The sequence below is a fragment of the Roseomonas mucosa ATCC BAA-692 genome, from assembly GCF_000622225.1.
In the GTDB taxonomy this organism is placed as follows: domain Bacteria; phylum Pseudomonadota; class Alphaproteobacteria; order Acetobacterales; family Acetobacteraceae; genus Roseomonas; species Roseomonas mucosa.
Genome location: NZ_JHWD01000030.1, coordinates 21,625 through 39,294, shown reverse-complemented (window position 1 = coordinate 39,294; position 17,670 = coordinate 21,625). Strand labels below are relative to the sequence as shown.

The following is a 17,670-nucleotide window of genomic DNA, read 5'->3' as shown; positions in this document are numbered from 1 at the left end:
AGAGCGCCTAACTAAACCCGGTATGATGCGTTTCTGTGGGCATGGCGAAGCCTTTGGTTTCTGATGATCTCTGGGCGGCGATTGAGCCGCTGTTGCCGCCCGAGCGGCCCAAGCCCAAGGGCGGGCGGCCGCGGCTGGCGGACCGGGCGGCATTGACGGGGATCGTGTTCGTGCTGGTCAGCGGCATCCCATGGGAGAGGCTGCCCGCCGAGATGGGCTGCGGCTGCGGGATGAGTTGCTGGCGGCGGCTGCGCGACTGGCAGGCGGCCGGGGTCTGGGCCGCCTTGCACCGCCTGCTGCTGGAGCGGTTGCAGGCTGCGGGGCAGATCGACTGGCGGCGGGCCGCGCTGGACAGTGCCACTGTTCCGGCGAAAAGGGGGGCGCCGAGACGGGCCCGAACCCGACGGATCGCGGCAAGCCAGGCACGAAGCGCCACCTCGTCACGGACGCCCGCGGCACGCCGCTTGGCCTGACGCTCAGCGGGGCCAACCGGCACGATAGCATGATGCTGGCGCCCACCCTGGATGCCGTGCCGCGGATCAGGATCGGCCATCGCGGCCGCCCACGGCAAAGGCCGGGCAAACTCCACGCCGATAAGGCCTACGACCACCGTCGCTGCCGCCGGGAGTGCCGCGCCCGTGGCATCACCCCGCGCATCGCACGCCGTGGCATCGAGAGCAGCGCCCGCCTCGGACGACACCGCTGGGTGGTGGAGCGTACCTTCGCCTGGCTCGCCCGCTACCGACGCCTGACCATCCGCTACGAGCGCCGCGCCGACATCCACCTCGCCTTCACCACACTCGCCTGCGCCCTCGTCTGCCTCGGCCAGATTAGGCGGTTCTGTTAGGCGCTCTTAGGCGCGTGACGACCGCGGGCGGGGACCGGGCCGGGGCGACGAGGCCATACCACTGCACGGCCTCGAAACCGGGCATGCCCTGCTCGGCGATGGTGGGGATGTCCGGCGCGGCTGCCAAACGTTGCAGCGAGGAGACACCCAAGGCACGCAGCAGCCCATTGCGCACCGCGGGCAGGGCCGGGGGGCCGCCTGTCAACGTCAGGTCGATGGCACCCGAGATCAGGTCGTTCATCATGGGGCCGGTGCCGCGATAGGGCACATGCGTCATCTCGATGCCCGCCGCGAGGCTGAAGGCGACGGCGGCAATATGCGCAGCCGATCCATTGCCGCCGGAACCGTAGGTGAGCCCGCCCGGCTTCTCCTTGGCGAACGCTACCAGTTCCGGCACCGTCTGGGCACGGAGCTTCGGATGGACCACTATCACGTTCGGCACGATGGCGACGAGCACGACCGGGGCGAAGGCGGTGGCCGTGTCGAAGGAAAGGTTGTGGTAGAGAGCCGGGTTCACCGCCAGCGTGCCGATATGACCCATCATCAGCGTATGGCCATCGGCCGGGGCATGGGCAACGAATTCCGTGCCGATCGTCCCGCCCGCACCGCCGCGGTTCTCCACGACGAAGGGCTGGCCGAAGCCCTCCTGCAGCTCGCTGCCCAGGGCGCGGGCCAGGATGTCGGTGGAACCGCCTGGCGTGAAAGGCACCACGATCCGGACCGGGCGCTCGGGCCAGCGGGACGTCTGCGCGCCGGCGCTCCGCGTCGCAAGATGGGCGCCGAGGCCCAGCATTCCCGCGGCGATCCCGCGGCGTGTCGTTGGCATTTCTTCTTTCCTCCCTTGCAGGCCACCCGGGGCCCGCTCCTATCCGATCCCGGCTGGGAGCCCCTCCCAGATTTCCTCCAATGTCAGCGGTGCCGGCAGGAGCTGTTGTTCCGCGCAGAAGCGGCTGGCGAGAAGAAGAGCCGGATCGAGCGCCGCATGGCCGGTCATCGGCGCGTCCCGGAACAGGCGGACGAGCTCGGCGGCCAGGTCCGGTCGCCGCGCGACGACGTCGCCGCGCATGACCAGCAGGTGGTTCACCGGCTTGAAGCCATATCTCGCGCGGAACGCCTCGCCCGCCGCGACCGGATCGGGAAAGACCGTGCGCAGCTTCGGGTCCTCCGGCACGTCATTGCCGACGATCACCGCGTCCAGCGCGCCCTTCTCCAGCATGGCCATCATGTCGGATCCGGCCGGGGCACGCTCCGCCCAGGGTGGGTCCCGGTACTCGGCCAGATGGGCATCCTCGAAGGTCACCCAGTGCAGATCGCTCGGCCGAAGGCCGAATTCCTCTAGTAGGCAGCCCCGTAGCCACATCCCCGTGGTCTGGCTATAGGCACGCACCCCGAGACGCCGGCCCGCGAGGTCGATCGGCCCCGCGACGGGACTGTCCGCCCGGCAGAGCAGCGCGGCCTCCTGGAAGCGCGCCGCCATCACCACGGGCAGCAGCACCAGCGGCTTGCCGGCGGCCTTGGCCATCAGGAAGGTCGCGATGGCCATCTCGCTGACCTCGAAGCGTCCTTCCCGCACCATGGGTGCGAAGGCGCGGCTGACCGGCTTGATCCTCGCATCCTCCAGCCGGAGGAGCAGCGAGGTGACCTGGCCATCGAGCACCGGCGCGCTGTGCGGATAGCGCCCGATGGCCGAACGCAGGACGGTCGGGTCAGTCATCGGCGTCCTCGTAGCGCAGCCCCTTCCTGGCCAGCGCCTCGCGCATTCCATAGATGTCCAGCCCGAGCTCGCCGGCGGACAGACGCGCCCGGGTCCTGGCTTCCTTCTCCTCCCGTGTGGCGGAGGCGCGCAGCACGGCCTCGGCCTCCCCGCGCCGGACCACGACCACCCCGTCATCGTCGCCAACGACCAGATCGCCCGGGTGGATGAGCTGCCCGGCGCAGACGACGGGCAGGTTCACGTCCCCCAGGGTCTCCTTGACGGTGCCCTGGGCCGAAACGGCCCTGGACCAGACGGGGAAGCCCATCTCCCGGAGCGCACCCACGTCGCGGCAGCCGGCTTCGATCACCAGGCCGACCACGCCGCGGGCCTTCAGCGAACAGGCCAGGAGCTCACCGAAATAGCCCGCGTCGGAGGGCGAGGTGGGCGAAACAACCAGGACATCGCCGGGGCGGCACTGCTCCACGGCCACATGGATCATCCAGTTGTCGGCTGGCGCGATCGACACGGTCACGGCGGTGCCAACGGCGTGTGCGCCCGGATAGATCGGCCGCATATGAGCGCCCAGAAGGCCACGGCGCCCCTGCGCCTCGTGGATCGTCGCGACACCAAAGGGTGCGAACCCGGTGGCGATCTCGGGCGGAACGCGCGGTGGACTACGGCGGACCAGGCTCATGCCAGACTCTCCACGACATGCAGGAACAGAAAGGGGTGCCCTTCGGCCGGGATGGCGAGCCCCTCCGCCATGCCGGGTCTGGGCCTGCTCACCTGTGCCCCTGGCTGATGCGGGACATCGGCTTGGCCGTCATGGGGCCAAGGCATGGGAATGGCTGCGAGAAGACGTTCCATAGCGCGCGACGTGCCTTGTTGACCGGCTCGCACCATTGTTCTTCCTCCCGTCACCAAGCAGGTGCGGGGACCCTAGGCGCGACAGGAGGCCTTGTCGTATCGCTTTTCCCTCGGTCGCTATGAGCAACCGGCATAGGATGCATATCCAGGTCCGCGGAATGGTGCGACGCAAAAATCGAACGTGGCAGCGGCCCTCTGGCTTCGCATGCCCACCGCAGCGCCAGTTCTGCCGACCAGAGACTGGGGTTCTGACGTCAGAACCCCAGTCTCCGGCCTCTCAGTCCTGTTGCGACAGGATCTGCGCAATACGCGCCTGCACCTCGATCAGTCTTTCCCGCTCCAACGCCGACGGGGCGCGCTTGCGGGCCACCAGATCCTGCAGCCACTTGTCGAAACGGTAGAGCGCGACGGGCTTCGGCGCCTTGCGGGCGGCTCTGGGGGGCGGCTCCTCCGCCTCGGCAGGTGCTTCATGCGCCATCTTCGCGGTCCGCAGGGCACGGACCGTGATCCGCCCGGCATAGGCATTGGCGATCAGGGCATCCCGCATCCGGCCTGCCGGCAAGCGCGCGAGTTCCACCAGGATGTTGCGCGGCAGGTCCAGCTTGCCGTTCTCCAGGTCCATGACGAAGGAGGGCGGCAGCGTCAGCATTCGCAGCGAGGCGCTGATCTCCCCCTTGGTCCGGCCCAGCACCTCGGCGACACGCGTCTGGGTCCAGCCCTGGCTTTCCAGGAGCCGCTGGATGCCCCGCGCTTCCTCGACCGGCGTCAGGTCGATCCGTTGCAGGTTCTCCAGCAGGGCCAAAGCTCCGGCGCCATCCTGCTTCTTCCACTCGATCGCCAGGATCGAAGGCCAGCGGAGCAGCTTCGCCGCCCGCCAGCGCCGTTCCCCCGCCACGATGACCCAGTCCGCGGGGCGCTCCGGATCGCGGCGCAGGAGGATGGGCTGCAACTGTCCCTGGTCGGACATGGTGGAGGCCAGGGAAGCGAGACCGTCCGGGTCGAAACTCTTGCGCGGCTGGTCCGGGTCCGGCGAGACCCGGTCCAGCGACGCCTCGAAGGTATGCGCGAAGCGGCTCGCGGGCGTCACGAGCGAATTTGTCGCTTCCCCGATCGAGTTCGCCACGGCCCCGAGCAGGGGCGAGGGACGACGCTTGCGGGACACGGCCATGTCAAGCGACCTCCGCCCGCGGCAGTGGCCTGCCATCGCTAAGCGCCTCGGCCAGCCGCAGATAGGCAGCCCCGGCCGCCGCGCCGCTCTGGCCATGGCTGGCCGGGACCGCGATCCGCCCGTCGCGGGCAGCATGGCCGAAGGCGGCGCTGGCCGGGATCGGCTCCAGCAACGGCACCCGTTCCATCATGGCCTGCGACAGGTGGCTCAGCACCTCGCGGTCTACGGCCCGGCGCTGGCTGAACTGGGTCGGCAGGACGCCGATGATCCGTAGGTCCGGGTTGAGCCTGCGCTGCACCTTGTTCGCGGTGGCCAGGATGAGACCCACCCCCATCGCGTCATAGGGTTCAGTGCGGACGGGCACGATCACCTCCGTCGCCGCGGCGAGGGTCATCCAGGTCAGCATGCCGAGATTGGGTGGCGCATCGAGCACGATCCAGTCATAGCTGGACCGGATCGGCGCAACCGCCTCCCGCAAGGCGGCATCGAAGCCCGGTTCCCGGCGCCCATCGGTGTCCGAGAGCTCGATATGGCTGGCGACCAGGTCGAAGGGGATGATCCGCCCCTGACCCGCCGTGTCGGCCAGCACGTCGCCGGCATGGACGATGGCCTCGGCGAGGGGACGGCCGTTCAGGATGACATGGGCGGTGGTGCGACCCTGGCGATAGGCCTCGACCCCGCCGCCGGCCAGCACCGCGGCGGTGGCCGTGGCCTGCGGGTCCATGTCGATCACGAGCACACGGCGTCCCAGGGCCGCCAGGGAGGCCGCGACGTTCAATGCGCTGGTGGTCTTGCCGACGCCGCCCTTCTGGTTGGCGAAGGCCAGGATACGAGCATTGGCGGGACGCGCCTGGGAGATGGCCGCGATCTCCACTGCGACTTCGCGCGGGATGGGCTCGCGCCCATTCTCCCAGCGGCTGATCTTGGACTTGTCGTAGGCGCGGCCCATGCGCCTGTTGAGGATATCCTTCAACTCGACCTGGCTGAGACGAAGCTGCTGCCTCGCCTCCTTCAACAACTGCGAATCCACGCTCAGCCCCCCGGAACAACTGGCCCCATCGACAGCCGGCGACGTTGCTACAGATCATCAACCCAATCAACCCATAGGTTGATGGTTGCTTCAGGTTCGGACATCGGAACACCATCTCCCACCATTGTCGCGTAGGCTGGCGGCGGCCCGGCAGAACCACGTTCATCGGACCTCCCGGTGGGCATCCGGTCAGGCCGGAACCCGTCGGAAGGTGCGCTGGGTCAGATCCTCCATCCGGCGCAACATGGGATTTCGCCTCGTCTCCGCTCGGTACAGCAGCGCCTGCAGTCTCTGCCGGCGCGTTTCCGGTTCGGAGACGGCTTCCCGGCAAAGCGCCACCATCTCGCAGATCTGCGGCCGCCATTTGCGGGTGCGGCGCCATTGCCGACAAGCCTCTTCCACGGCCCATATCGGGAACTCCCCGAGATCCTCGGCCCAGTCGTCAGCGATCATCTGCTCGACCTGCGGCGGGTTCGGCTCGGCGCGAAAATGCGAAAGCAGAGCCAGGATGCGGGCGAGGAGCACGCCCCTCTCTGCCGGCCGCAGCGCTATCTCCAGTTCCGAAAGGTGTTGTGCAGCCAGATCGGCCAGCCCGTCCTCGACCTCCGATGGGGGTTGCCAAGTCTCCATGATCCGGACCGTACCATTGTCCGGGAAAAGGAAGCGCCGCTCCTGGATGCCTCTTTCCAGGAGCCTCGCCACGGGTGTCGGCGGAGGCGGCAGAGGCTCTCTCGCCACCAGCGATGCCGCATCACGTCTTCCGGCCATACTGGAAGGCCGATCCTCCCGCCTGGGATGGGAGGTTCGCGGATTGATCTGCACGCTCTGGACCCTCCAGTTCAGTAGGGGCTGACATGGCTGGGCGGCGACATGGCCGCGGCTGCCCAGGCGTCGAAGCGATGGAGGCGGTGCTCTGCCGGTTGCCTCGCGGCGGACACGGCCTGCCGGCCTGCCCCTTCCAACCCGGTGGCCTGCGGACGTCGAGGCTGTGTACGGTCGGCGATCAGCCATTCCAGCCAGGCTGCATCGAGATTGGCGTAACGGTAGCCCTTGGCGCGGCAACGCGTGACGAAGCGAAGCGTGTGGTGCTCCAGCGGCGCATCCGGGTAGAGCTGTCGGGCGCGTTCGGCGATCTCCCGCGATGGCGACCAGTCCTGAGCGGGCTCTGCCAGGGAAGCCCCTGGTCTTGGCGGTTGTGTCGGCTCGTCCCGTTCCTTCGGAGGCGTTTGGTCCCTGCGCTGCGCAGGCACAGCGTGCGTGTCCTGAATCTGTTCAGGAATCGCGTGACTCGTGTCAGCCGGATGACAGGGCCTGTCGCCAGCCGGACGAAGCCCTGTCTCTCCCATGACAGGAAGCTGGGTGTCCTGCACGAAGCTGCGTGCCTGCTCCGGCGTCTGGGCCAGATGGTAACGGCAGCTCGTGGTGCCGCCGTTCTGGCGGGCGCGCGCCTGCTTGCGGATCAGCCCGGCCGCGGCGAGTTCGGCGATCACCCGGTTCACCCAGGGGCGGCTGCGGCTCAGCCGCCGTGCCAGTGTCGCCTGGGATGGTTCGCAGAAGCCGGCTTCATCGGCATAGGTGCAAAGGGCGGCCATCACAGCCAGCCGGTCGGCATCCACGGCAGGATGCAGCAGCCACCAGGCGGGGATCTTGCCCCACCGGGTCACCTGATCGAGGGGGGCATTCGATGCCATCCGGAACCTCCGCCTGTGTGAGTCGGCGGCATCCGGAAGCGCCTCCCTGGCCCGAGTCAAACCATGACTCGGGAGCGGCTGTAGGAACTCGGCGCGCTTCGGATGGCAAAGGCCGCGGAAACGGAAGGGGAGCCGCGCTCTTGTATAGGGCGGCGGCGCACCGGCTTCGTGACGGTCTTGCGACTCCGATTCCGGCTGGGATTCGGCGCGAATATGGAGGGCAAGCGCGCGGTCGCCGGCTATGCGCGGCCGGCCCCGCCATGCCGGGAACTTCCCCGGGGCGTTGTCCGCTATCGGCTCGGTATCTTCAGTGGCTACCTCTTGGGGCGGTACCCGCCATCGTCCCCACAGATGTAGGAATTTCGCGCGTTTCCCGCTGAGGGGAGCCTACGGGCCCTTGGTCAGCACCATCCGGATATAGGAGATCGGCGCGTTTCACGGCCCGCGAGGGATGTGAGGCGCGAAATGCGCCAATCCCCTATACCTCACCCTTGCAGCGGTAACGGAAACGCGCGCTTACCCTACAGGCCCCGTAGGGGGCCAAGCTCCCTGCACCGTCCGGAGGCGGGATAGCTGTAGGGAAAGCGCGCGTTTGAGGGATGGCTGTAGGGGATGGACGTGCTTCGCCATCCACTCGCCCTGGCGATTCGGTCGGTTTCAGCCCGGGGGAAGCCGGAATCGTCAGCTAAACGCGCCTTTCCCCTTCATAAAGGCGTCGAACGCCTCCACGGTCCGCGCCTTTCCCCTTCATACCTGACGCAACAGACGCTTGATGACCGGGGCCTGAGCCCGCCAAATGAGCTGGACGCGGGCGGAAAGGGGATCATGTCGGAGCAGAGGGCCGCTTTGAAGCAGCCGACCCCATTGCAGCTCATCCTGTTCGAGAACTCGGATGCGGATGACAAGCGCTATACGAACACGATCAACCTCTACGACATCGCGCCTCGCTTCGTGTTCTACACGGACAGCCGGGCAGAAGGCGGCTACCTGCGTTCGATACGCCGCGAGTTCGAACACGCCGGCATCACCTACAAGCTGCTGCTCCGTCCCGGCCGCCTGGTTCGGGCGGACGGAGCCGAGCGGGAGGAGTTCCCCGGGGAGCGCGAGCAGATCGTCGAGGCGGTGATGCAGCGCATCGCCAGCGACCGTGCCCGTCTGAGCGTGGAGAACGAGAAGGTGCGGCTCTCCTTCTCCCTGTACGAGATACGGGAAGAGCTGCGGAAGGTCCGGCACCTCTACAGCCTGGACGAGATCAAGGACGCGCTGACGGTCCTGCACACGGCGGTGGTCGAGATCACCCGCACGGACCGCAAGGGGCAGATGGTTCTGTCCTCCTCCTCCTTCCCGGTGCTCGCCCTGCGCCGGAAGGACGACCAGGAAAGCGCCTATCTGGAGTTCAATCCGCTCGTCGAGAATGCGATCAAGAATCTCCACTACCGCCGCATCAACTACGACTGGCTGATGCGGATCTCGCATCCATTGTCGCGCTGGCTCTACCTGAAGCTGTGCCAGAGCATCACGGAGGTTCGGCCCGGGGAAAGCCCCCTGATCTCGATGACGGCCATGGAGATTGCCCGGGATGGGCCCATGGCGGCACGCTCGCGGCCGCGGGACACGCTGCGCTACGTGACGAAGGCCGTGGAAGTCTTGGTCCGGGATGGGCTTCTGGAGGATCTTGGCCCGGACGGGACGCGCATCATCAAGGACGGCCGCAAGAAGGCAGACGTGGCCTTCGACATCGTGCCGACGCAGGGCTTCATGGATGACATCCGCCGCGCCGATGCCCTGGTGGCGGACAGCAAGGAGCGTCTGCGCATTGCCTCGGGCAGCGAAAGCCCGAACCGCTTCGTGAATGTCGAGCGCGCTTCCACCCATACGGTAAAGTCCGCCCGCCGCCGTCTGGCCGCGAACGCTTTGGCCAAGACCGCTTCGGGGGGATAGGCCCATGAGTGTTTCGGACCATCCACCGGGGATGGGCGGCTCCGGCCGGATGTGGCGGAACCCGGATGAGCTCCGCGGAACCTGATCGCAACGGCGCCGACGTGGTGGTGATCGGCGGCGGCATCATCGGCTTGGCCATCGCTTCCTGCCTGCGACAGCGTGGCCGGTCGGTCCTGCTGCTGGACCGGAAGGGTATCGCCCTGGAAGCCAGCTACGGCAATGCCGGCGCCTTCGCCTTTTCCGACGTCATGCCCCTGGCCTCGCCCGGAATCATGCGCAAGGCGCCACGCTGGTTGCTGGACCCTCTCGGTCCTCTGGCCATCCCGCCACGCTACCTCCCGCATATCGCGCCCTGGCTTTTCCGCTTCTGGCGCGCCAGCCGCCCGGACAGGGTCCGGCGCAGTGTCCTGGCGCAGGTGGCGATGATGCGGCTCGCGGAACAGGAGATGTCCGCCCTGGTCGAGCGGCACGGGTTGGCGTCCATGGTCCGTGCCGACGGCGCGCTGGAACTCTACGAGAGCGAGGATGAATGGCAGGCCGCCCTGCCGGGATGGGAACTCCGGGCCGCGCATGGCATCGCCTTCCAGCACCTGCGGGGAGGGGAGATCGCCGCATTGCAGCCGGGCCTTTCGCCCCGCATCCGTGTCGCGACCTTTGTGCCGGGATGGAAGACCGTCACCGATCCGCATCTCTTCGCACGCGCCATGGCCACCCGGTTGCAGGAGCATGGGTTGATCTTTCGGCAGGCGGAGGTCCGGACGGTACGGCCGGATGGAGACGCCCGGGTATCGGTGCATCTGGCTGATGGCACCAAACTGGCGGCTTCCCGGGCGGTGATCGCCTGTGGTGCCTGGTCGCGCCCCCTGGCCTTGGCCCTGGGGGACCGGATCCCGCTGGAAACGGAGCGCGGTTACAACACCACCCTGCCGCCCGGCGCCTTCGACCTGCGGCGCCAGTTGACCTTCGGGGCGCATGGCTTCGTGGTGACGCCGATCGGCGGTGGGGTACGCGTTGGCGGTGCCGTGGAACTCGGCGGGCTCTCTGCTCCGCCGAATCATGCGCGTTCACAGGCCCTGCTGAACAAGGCGGCCGCCTTCCTTCCCCAGTTGCGCACCACCGGCGGAACGCCGTGGATGGGTTTCCGCCCTTCGCTTCCCGACAGCCTTCCCGTGATCGGGCCGTCCCGGGCCAGCCCGCACATCCTCTACGCCTTCGGCCACGGCCATCTCGGCCTGACCCAGTCGGCGGCGACGGGGCGGCTGGTCGCCGATCTGCTCACCGGCCAGGAACTCCCCCTCGATCCCGCCCCCTTCCGCCCCGGACGTTTCTGAGGCGCGCCATCCTGCTGGCCGGGCGTGACGGCAGAGGATCAGGCGCTATGCTCTGGTGAATACCGAACGGCGAGGCATCCTCATGGCACGGCACAGCTTCTTCTGCATTGACGGCCATACCTGCGGCAATCCGGTGCGCCTGGTCAGCGGTGGCGGGCCGATCCTCGCCGGCACCAGCATGATCGAGAAGCGCGCCCATTTTCTCGCCGAATATGACTGGATCCGGACCGGTCTGATGTTCGAGCCGCGCGGGCACGACATGATGTCGGGCTCGATCCTCTACCCGCCCACCCGGCCGGATTGCGACATCGCCATCCTGTTCATCGAGACCTCGGGCTGCCTGCCGATGTGCGGGCATGGAACCATCGGCACCGTCACCATGGCCCTCGAACATGGCCTTGTGACGCCGAAGCAGCCTGGCCTCCTGCGCCTGGACACGCCGGCCGGCGTCGTCACCGCCGCCTACCGGCAGGAAGGCGGCTTCGTCGAGGAAGTGCGGATCACCAACATCGCCTCCTTCCTGCATTCGGAAGCGCTGGAGGTGGATTGTCCCGGCCTGGGCCCGATCCGTGTCGATGTCGCCTATGGCGGCAACTTCTACGCCATCGTCGATCCGCAGGAGAGTTTTCGCGACATGGCCGACTTCTCGGCCTCCCATCTCGTGCAGATGAGCCCGCTGCTGCGGCGCGCCCTGAACCAACGCTATGACTTCGTGCATCCCGAGAAGCCCGAGATTCGCGGCCTCAGCCACATCCTGTGGACCGGCGCACCGAAGCAACCGGGAGCGGATGCGCGCAACGCCGTCTTCTACGGGGATAAGGCGATCGACCGCTCACCCTGCGGCACAGGAACCTCGGCGCGGATGGCGCAATGGGCCGCGAAGGGAAAGCTGCGCCCAGGCGACGCCTTCGTGCACGAGAGCATCATCGGATCGCTCTTCCACGGTCGGGTGGAGGAAGTCGTCAGCTTGGGCGGGCGTTCCGCGATCATCCCCTCCATTGCTGGCTGGGCGAGGACCACAGGCTACAACACCATCTTCATCGATGACCGCGATCCCTACGCACATGGTTTTCAGGTGGTGTGAACTGGGTGGGAGTGCTGACGTCAGAACCACGGGGATGTAGTGCAGAGCAGCGAGATGTTGCGTTACCGAACGTATAAAACCACCGCCCATTTCAGCCTTCGGCAACGGTAACTATCGGTCTTCATCGCTTGCGCCGAGCCAAGGCGGCGCAACTCTCCATATTATGATGGCACACTACGATGAGGGTGCCGCCAGCACCGGGATTCGCCCCTGAAGCTTGCTTGACCGCAAACGAGACGGAAACTAACTCTTTCCGGTATACGAGGCCCAAACGGCCCGAGGAGGCTTCTGTGACCATGCAGATCTCGCGGCGCGGCCTGCTGAAGGCTGCTGGCGCGGGTGTCGCGGCAACGTCTTTGGCATCCATGGGGTTCGGTGAGGCGGAAGCCGCCGTCGCCGCCCATGTCCGGCCACTGAAGCTCGCGAACACCACCGAAACGCGCAACACCTGTCCCTACTGCTCCGTGGCCTGCGGCGTCATCCTCTACTCGAAGGGAGACGTCCGGAAGGGCGACAAGGCCGAGATCATCCATGTCGAGGGCGACGTGGATCACCCCACCAATCTCGGCACGCTCTGCCCCAAGGGCGCGGCGCTCAAGGACTTCATCCACGCGCCGACCCGGCTGAAGCAGCCCATGGTGCGCCGTCCCGGATCGGACCGCTTCGAGCCGGTCTCCTGGGACCAGGCGCTGGACCGCATCGCCCGGCTGATGAAGGACGACCGCGACGCCAACTTCCTGGGCCAGAACGAGGCCGGTTTGCCGGTCAACCGCTGGACCACGGTCGGCATGCTCGCAGCCTCGGCCACGACCAACGAGACCGCCTGGTGTACCTTCAAGGTCGCCAAGGGTCTCGGCATTGTAGGATTCGACAACCAGGCTCGCGTCTGACACGGCCCCACGGTGTCCAGTTTGGGCCCGACATTTGGCCGTGGCGCGATGACGAACGCCTGGACCGATATCAAGAACACAGATCTCGTTGTCGTTATGGGCGGCAATGCGGCGGAAGCACATCCCTGCGGCTTCAAATGGGTCACGGAGGCGAAAGCCCACCGGGGCGCCAAGCTGATCGTCGTGGATCCGCGCTACACCCGCACGGCCTCGGTGGCGGATTTCTACGCGCCGATCCGGCAGGGCTCGGACATCGCCTTTCTGATGGGCGTGATCCGCTACTGCATCGAGAACGACAAGATCCAGTGGGAGTACACCAAGGCCTTCACCAACGCGGCCTATATCGTGAAGGAAGAATTCGGCTGGCAGGACGGGCTCTTTACTGGCTATGACGAGGAGAAGCGCGACTACGACCGGTCGAGCTGGGAATACGAGGTCGGCGAGGACGGCTATGCCGTTACCGACCCGACCCTCCAGCACCCCCGCTGCGTCTGGAACCTGCTGAAGCAGCACGTCTCGATCTACACGCCCGAAATGGTGGAGCGCATCTGCGGCACGCCGAAGGCCAAGTTCCTTCGCGTCTGCGAGATGATCGCCGAGTGCTCGTCGCCGACCAAGACGATGACCTCGATGTACGCGTTGGGCTGGACGCAGCATTCGCACGGCGCCCAGAACATCCGCGGCATGGCGATGCTCCAGCTCATCCTGGGCAATATCGGCGTGCGCGGCGGTGGCATGAACGCGCTGCGCGGGCATTCCAACATCCAGGGCCTGACCGATCTGGGCCTGATGTCGCACCTGCTCACCGGCTACCTGAACATGCCGACGGAGTCCGAGAAGGACTTCGAGACCTACATGAAGAGCCGGCAGTTCAAGCCGCTCCGTCCTGGCCAGACCAGCTACTGGCAGAACTACCGGAAGTTCATGGTCAGCTTCCAGAAGGCCATGTGGGGCGACAAGGCCACCGCCGAGAACGGCTGGGCCTACGACTACATCCCGAAGCTGGACGTCCCTTCCTACGACGTCCTGCGCATGTTCGAGCTGATGAACGAGGGCCGGGTCAACGGCTATATCTGCCAGGGCTTCAACCCGGTGCTGGCCTTCCCCAACCGGGGCAAGGTGGTTTCGGCCCTTTCCAAGCTGAAGTTCCTGATCACCATGGACCCGCTGGAGACGGAGACGGCCCGCTTCTGGGAGAACCATGGGGACTTCAACCCCGTGGACACCGCCTCCATCCAGACCGAGGTGTTCCAGCTTCCCACCACCTGCTTCGCGGAGGAGGAGGGATCGCTCACCAACTCCGGACGCTGGCTGCAGTGGCACTGGGCCGGTGGCTCGCCACCGGGCGAGGCGGAGCACGACACCTGGATCATGGCGCAGATCTTCCTGCGCATGCGGGAGCTCTACCGGAAGGAGGGCGGGGCCTTCCCCGATCCCATCCTGAACCTGTCCTGGGACTATCAGGACCCGACGGAGCCTTCGCCGGAGGAACTGGCGAAGGAGATCAACGGCCGCGCCCTGAGCGATGTGCGCGACCCGAACGATCCTTCCAAGGTGATCGTCCAGGCCGGGAAGCAGGTGCTGAACTTCACGCAGCTGCAGGATGACGGCTCGACCATGAGTGGCTGCTGGATCTATTCCGGCTGCTTCAACGAGGCAGGCAACAACATGGCCCGCCGGGACAACCACGATCCCGACGAGACCGGCGCCTATCTCGGCTGGAGCTTCGCCTGGCCGCTGAACCGCCGGACGCTGTACAACCGCGCCTCGGCGGATCTGCAAGGCAAGCCCTGGGATCCGAGCCGCAAGATCATCGAATGGGATGGAGCCAGGTGGAGCGGCTATGACGTGCCCGATATTGGTGTCACGGCGAAGCCCACCGAGGTCGGCCCCTTCATCATGAACCCGGAAGGCGTCTCCCGCCTCTTCTCCCGGGGCATGATGCGCGACGGGCCTTTCCCGTCGCATATGGAGCCCTTCGAATCTCCGGTGCCCAACGTGCTGAACCCACGCATGCGGGGCAATCCGGTGGCGCGCGTGTTCCAGAACGACGTGTCCCAGTTCGGCAACGCGGACGAGTTCCCCTTCGCGGCGACCTCGTACCGGCTGACAGAGCACTTCCACTACTGGACCAAGCACAACCGGGTGAATGCGTCCCTGCAGCCGGAGTTCTTCGTGGAGATCTCGGAGCAGCTGGCCGCCCTTCGCAAGATCGACAACGGAAGCTGGGTGCGGGTCTGGTCCAAGCGTGGCTCGGTCAAGGCGAAGGCCCTGGTCACCAAGCGCATCCGCCCGCTGATCTGCGATGGGCGGGAGGTGCATGTGGTGGGCATTCCGCTCCACTGGGGCTTCGTGGGCGCGGCCCGGAAGGGCTTCGGCCCGAACTCGCTTTCACCCTTCGTGGGTGAGGCGAATATCGAAACCCCGGAATACAAGGCGTTTCTGGTCAATATCGAGCCCAGCACGCCGCCTGGGGGGGCAGTGGCATGAGCGCCGGCATGATGGACAGCCCGCGGACGGCGGCCAGCAATCCGCCGACGCAGCCGATGGCCAGCCAGTTCGGCGAGGCCGACCTGATCCGCCGTTCGGCGACGGAGAACCTGCCCGCGCCGCAGCGGCAGTTCACCCCTGTGGCCAAGCTGATCGATGTCTCCAAGTGCATCGGCTGCAAGGCCTGCCAGTCCGCCTGTGTCGAATGGAACGACACCCATCCGGACATCGAGGAGAATCATGGGGTCTATACCAACCCCCATGACCTCACCGAGAACATGTTCACCCTCATGCGCTTCACGGAATGGGTGAATCCGGAGACCGACAACCTCGAATGGCTCATCCGCAAGGATGGCTGCATGCACTGTGCCGACCCGGGCTGTCTCAAGGCCTGCCCGGCCCCCGGCGCGATCGTGCAGTACAGCAACGGCATCGTGGACTTCATCCACGAGAACTGCATCGGCTGCGGCTATTGCGTGAAGGGTTGCCCCTTCAACATCCCCCGCATCTCCAAGGCCGATCATCGCGCCTACAAGTGCACCCTCTGCTCGGACCGGGTCGCGGTGGGGCAGGGGCCGGCCTGTGCCAAGGCCTGTCCGACCAAGGCCATTGTCTTCGGCACCAAGGAGGACATGAAGAAGCATGCCGAGGAGCGCATCGCCGACCTGAAGTCGCGCGGCTATGCCCATGCCGGGCTCTACGATCCGCCCGGCGTCGGCGGGACGCATGTGATGTATGTCCTGCACCACAACGACAAGCCGCACATCTATGCCGACCTGCCGGACAATCCCAGGATCTCTCCCCTGGTGCAGACCTGGAAGGGTGTCACCAAGTATGTAGGCTTGGCGGCGATGAGCGTCATGGCGGTCGGCAGCGTGATCCACGGCGTTTTCGCGCGTCCCAATCGGGTCAGTGAGGAGGACGAGGAGAATGCCGAGAAGCTGGTGGAAACCAGCGTGAAGGCCCCGCCGCAGCCGGGAGAGCATCCACGATGACCGAGCACGTCCAGCCAGGAGATGCCATCCACCCGGGCAAGCCCGTCACGGTGGACCGCTACGGCCCCCTGGCTCGGCTCAACCACTGGATCACAGCCATCAGCCTGATCCTGCTGGCGGTGTCCGGTCTGGCCCTGTTCTGGCCCTCCCTGTTCTTCCTGACCAATCTTTTCGGCGGCGGGCAGAACACCCGGGCGATCCATCCCTGGATCGGTGTGGTGCTGTTCTTCAGCTTCTTCGTCTTCTTCTTCCAGCTCTGGCGGGCAAACCTTCCCGCCAGGGTGGATTTCGTCTGGCTGTCGCGGATCAAGGACGTGGTCAGCGGCAACGAGGAGAAGCTGCCGGAACTCGGCAAGTACAATGCCGGTCAGAAGTTCATCTTCTGGGCCATGACCGGGCTGATCCTGGTGCTGATCGTCAGCGGCCTGGCGATCTGGGAGCAGTATTTCGCCCCCTATACCTCCATCCCGACCCGACGGATTGCCGTGCTGGCGCATTCCATCGCGGCTGTGTTGATCATCTGCGTCTTTATCCTGCACGTCTATGCGGGAATCTGGACGCGGGGCACGTTGCGGGCCATGACCCATGGCTCGGTCACGGGCGGCTGGGCGTGGCGGCATCACCGGAAGTGGCTGAAGGAATTGGCTGGCCAGCGTAAGGTCGACCCCGCCGAATAACCACCGACAACGCGTGGCCGGTCCGGTCCGCGGAGGATCCATGTCAGGATTTCATAGCCTTCAGCCCGATCCTTCGATGATCGGGCGCATGCTCAAGCCACCTTTCGCCGTCATGCCGGATCCGGTGGCCCTGTTCCGGCAGCGGGCGGAACGCTTCTCGGTTCTGGCAGGGGACAGCCATCTGGCCCCCTACCTGGGTTTCCTGGCCGGGCTGAGCCGTCTCCAGGCCGAACTGGCCGCAGAGCTTCCCCCCGCCGAGGTCATCCCCACAGAACAGGTCCAGCGCGCGAGGGAGAACCGCATGCCTCCGCTGGACCGCGCCTCCCTGGCCGGAGATGCGGGGCTGCGGGCCCTGGCGCGGCGCTTCCTGGAGGATGTGGCGGCTCTGTCCATGCCCGCGCCCGCGGCGGCGGCCCTGGCCGAGCTGCGGCAGGCGGAGCCCGAGGTGCTGGACCGGATGATCGGCGATGTCCTGGCGGATTCCATCCCCGCCGATGCCCTGCCGCAGCACCTGTTCCTGTCCGCGGCCGTGCAGGTCCACGGCGCGAGGCTGGCCTCCCTGCTCGACCCGAAGCAGCTCGTCCCGGTGGAGACAGGCCTCTGCCCCTGCTGCGGCGGTCCGCCCGTTTCCTCCATGGTGGTGGGGCACCAGGGGGCGGAGGGGGCCCGCTACGCCGCCTGCGCCTTCTGCGGGACCCAATGGAACGAGGTGCGGATCAAGTGCCTTGCCTGTGGTTCCACGAAAGGCATCGGCTACATGGCACCCGAAAGCGGGGAAGAGGCCACCGTGAAGGCCGAGACCTGCGATTCCTGCCGGAGCTGGGTGAAGATCCTCTACCAGAACCGCAATCCGGTGCTGGAACCGGTGGCGGACGACGTGGCCAGCCTCGGCCTCGACCTGCTGATGCGGGACACCGAATACCGCCGCGCCGGCTTCGATCCCTTCCTGCTGGGCTACTGATC

15 protein-coding genes are annotated in these 17,670 nt (G+C 66.7%); 8 read left to right on the top strand and 7 right to left on the bottom strand.

Annotated features, from left to right (window positions below):
* Nucleotides 1–41: 41 nt before the first annotated feature.
* Nucleotides 42–847, top strand: a protein-coding gene (locus tag BT98_RS26740; RefSeq protein WP_085977442.1) for an IS5 family transposase whose coding sequence is annotated in 2 segments (ribosomal slippage) — nt 42–378 and nt 378–847 — 807 coding nt in all. Because the reading frame shifts where the segments join, the coding sequence is not laid out codon by codon here.
* On the opposite strand, the gene BT98_RS24945 is transcribed toward BT98_RS26740, so the two are convergent.
* From BT98_RS24945 to BT98_RS24930, 7 genes are all read right to left on the bottom strand, one after another.
* On the bottom strand, nt 831–1,673 hold the full coding sequence (locus tag BT98_RS24945) for a Bug family tripartite tricarboxylate transporter substrate binding protein (RefSeq protein WP_239370955.1): 843 nt from the start codon (nt 1,671–1,673) through the stop codon (nt 831–833). The two genes, BT98_RS26740 and BT98_RS24945, sit on opposite strands and share 17 nt — an antisense overlap.
* 39 nt (nt 1,674–1,712) lie before the next feature.
* Entirely contained in the window at nt 1,713–2,561 is an 849-nt protein-coding gene (locus BT98_RS24940) for an ABC transporter substrate-binding protein (protein WP_019463334.1), read from the bottom strand.
* Nucleotides 2,554–3,237, bottom strand: a complete 684-nt coding sequence (locus BT98_RS0117690; RefSeq protein WP_026033604.1) for a 4-carboxy-4-hydroxy-2-oxoadipate aldolase/oxaloacetate decarboxylase — start codon at nt 3,235–3,237, stop codon at nt 2,554–2,556. The genes BT98_RS24940 and BT98_RS0117690 overlap by 8 nt, the downstream gene beginning before the upstream one ends.
* Nucleotides 3,238–3,687: 450 nt before the next feature.
* Entirely contained in the window at nt 3,688–4,578 is an 891-nt protein-coding gene (locus tag BT98_RS0117685) for a ParB/RepB/Spo0J family partition protein (RefSeq protein WP_019463336.1), read from the bottom strand.
* 1 nt (nt 4,579) lies between these two features.
* On the bottom strand, nt 4,580–5,551 hold the full coding sequence (locus BT98_RS0117680) for an AAA family ATPase (protein WP_019463337.1): 972 nt from the start codon (nt 5,549–5,551) through the stop codon (nt 4,580–4,582).
* 246 nt (nt 5,552–5,797) lie between these two features.
* On the bottom strand, nt 5,798–6,310 hold the full coding sequence (locus tag BT98_RS24935) for a hypothetical protein (protein WP_019463338.1): 513 nt from the start codon (nt 6,308–6,310) through the stop codon (nt 5,798–5,800).
* Nucleotides 6,311–6,447: 137 nt separating this feature from the next.
* Nucleotides 6,448–7,299 (bottom strand): helix-turn-helix domain-containing protein, encoded by an 852-nt coding sequence (locus BT98_RS24930; RefSeq protein WP_019463339.1) that lies wholly within the window; start codon nt 7,297–7,299, stop codon nt 6,448–6,450.
* Between the two features lie 825 nt (nt 7,300–8,124).
* On the opposite strand from BT98_RS24930, the gene BT98_RS0117665 reads away from it, so the two are divergent.
* The 7 genes from BT98_RS0117665 to fdhE all read left to right on the top strand — a co-directional run bounded on the left by BT98_RS0117665 (nt 8,125) and on the right by fdhE (nt 17,668).
* Nucleotides 8,125–9,240 (top strand): hypothetical protein, encoded by a 1,116-nt coding sequence (locus BT98_RS0117665; RefSeq protein ID WP_126281722.1) that lies wholly within the window; start codon nt 8,125–8,127, stop codon nt 9,238–9,240.
* A 65-nt stretch (nt 9,241–9,305) separates the two neighbouring features.
* A complete protein-coding gene (locus BT98_RS0117660; RefSeq protein ID WP_019463341.1) occupies nt 9,306–10,571 on the top strand; it encodes an NAD(P)/FAD-dependent oxidoreductase in 1,266 nt (421 codons plus the stop codon).
* A gap of 82 nt (nt 10,572–10,653) precedes the next feature.
* Nucleotides 10,654–11,655, top strand: coding sequence for a 4-hydroxyproline epimerase (locus tag BT98_RS0117655; protein ID WP_026033606.1), 1,002 nt, complete (start codon nt 10,654–10,656; stop codon nt 11,653–11,655).
* A 296-nt stretch (nt 11,656–11,951) separates the two neighbouring features.
* Nucleotides 11,952–15,035, top strand: coding sequence for a formate dehydrogenase-N subunit alpha (fdnG, locus tag BT98_RS0117645; protein ID WP_079253411.1), 3,084 nt, complete (start codon nt 11,952–11,954; stop codon nt 15,033–15,035).
* 8 nt (nt 15,036–15,043) lie between these two features.
* Nucleotides 15,044–16,030 (top strand): formate dehydrogenase subunit beta, encoded by a 987-nt coding sequence (fdxH, locus tag BT98_RS0117640; protein WP_019463345.1) that lies wholly within the window; start codon nt 15,044–15,046, stop codon nt 16,028–16,030.
* A complete protein-coding gene (locus BT98_RS0117635; RefSeq protein ID WP_019463346.1) occupies nt 16,027–16,707 on the top strand; it encodes a formate dehydrogenase subunit gamma in 681 nt (226 codons plus the stop codon). Before fdxH ends, BT98_RS0117635 begins: the two co-directional genes overlap by 4 nt.
* Nucleotides 16,708–16,747: 40 nt before the next feature.
* Nucleotides 16,748–17,668, top strand: a complete 921-nt coding sequence (fdhE, locus tag BT98_RS0117630) for a formate dehydrogenase accessory protein FdhE (RefSeq protein WP_037251428.1) — start codon at nt 16,748–16,750, stop codon at nt 17,666–17,668.
* Nucleotides 17,669–17,670: the final 2 nt, after the last annotated feature.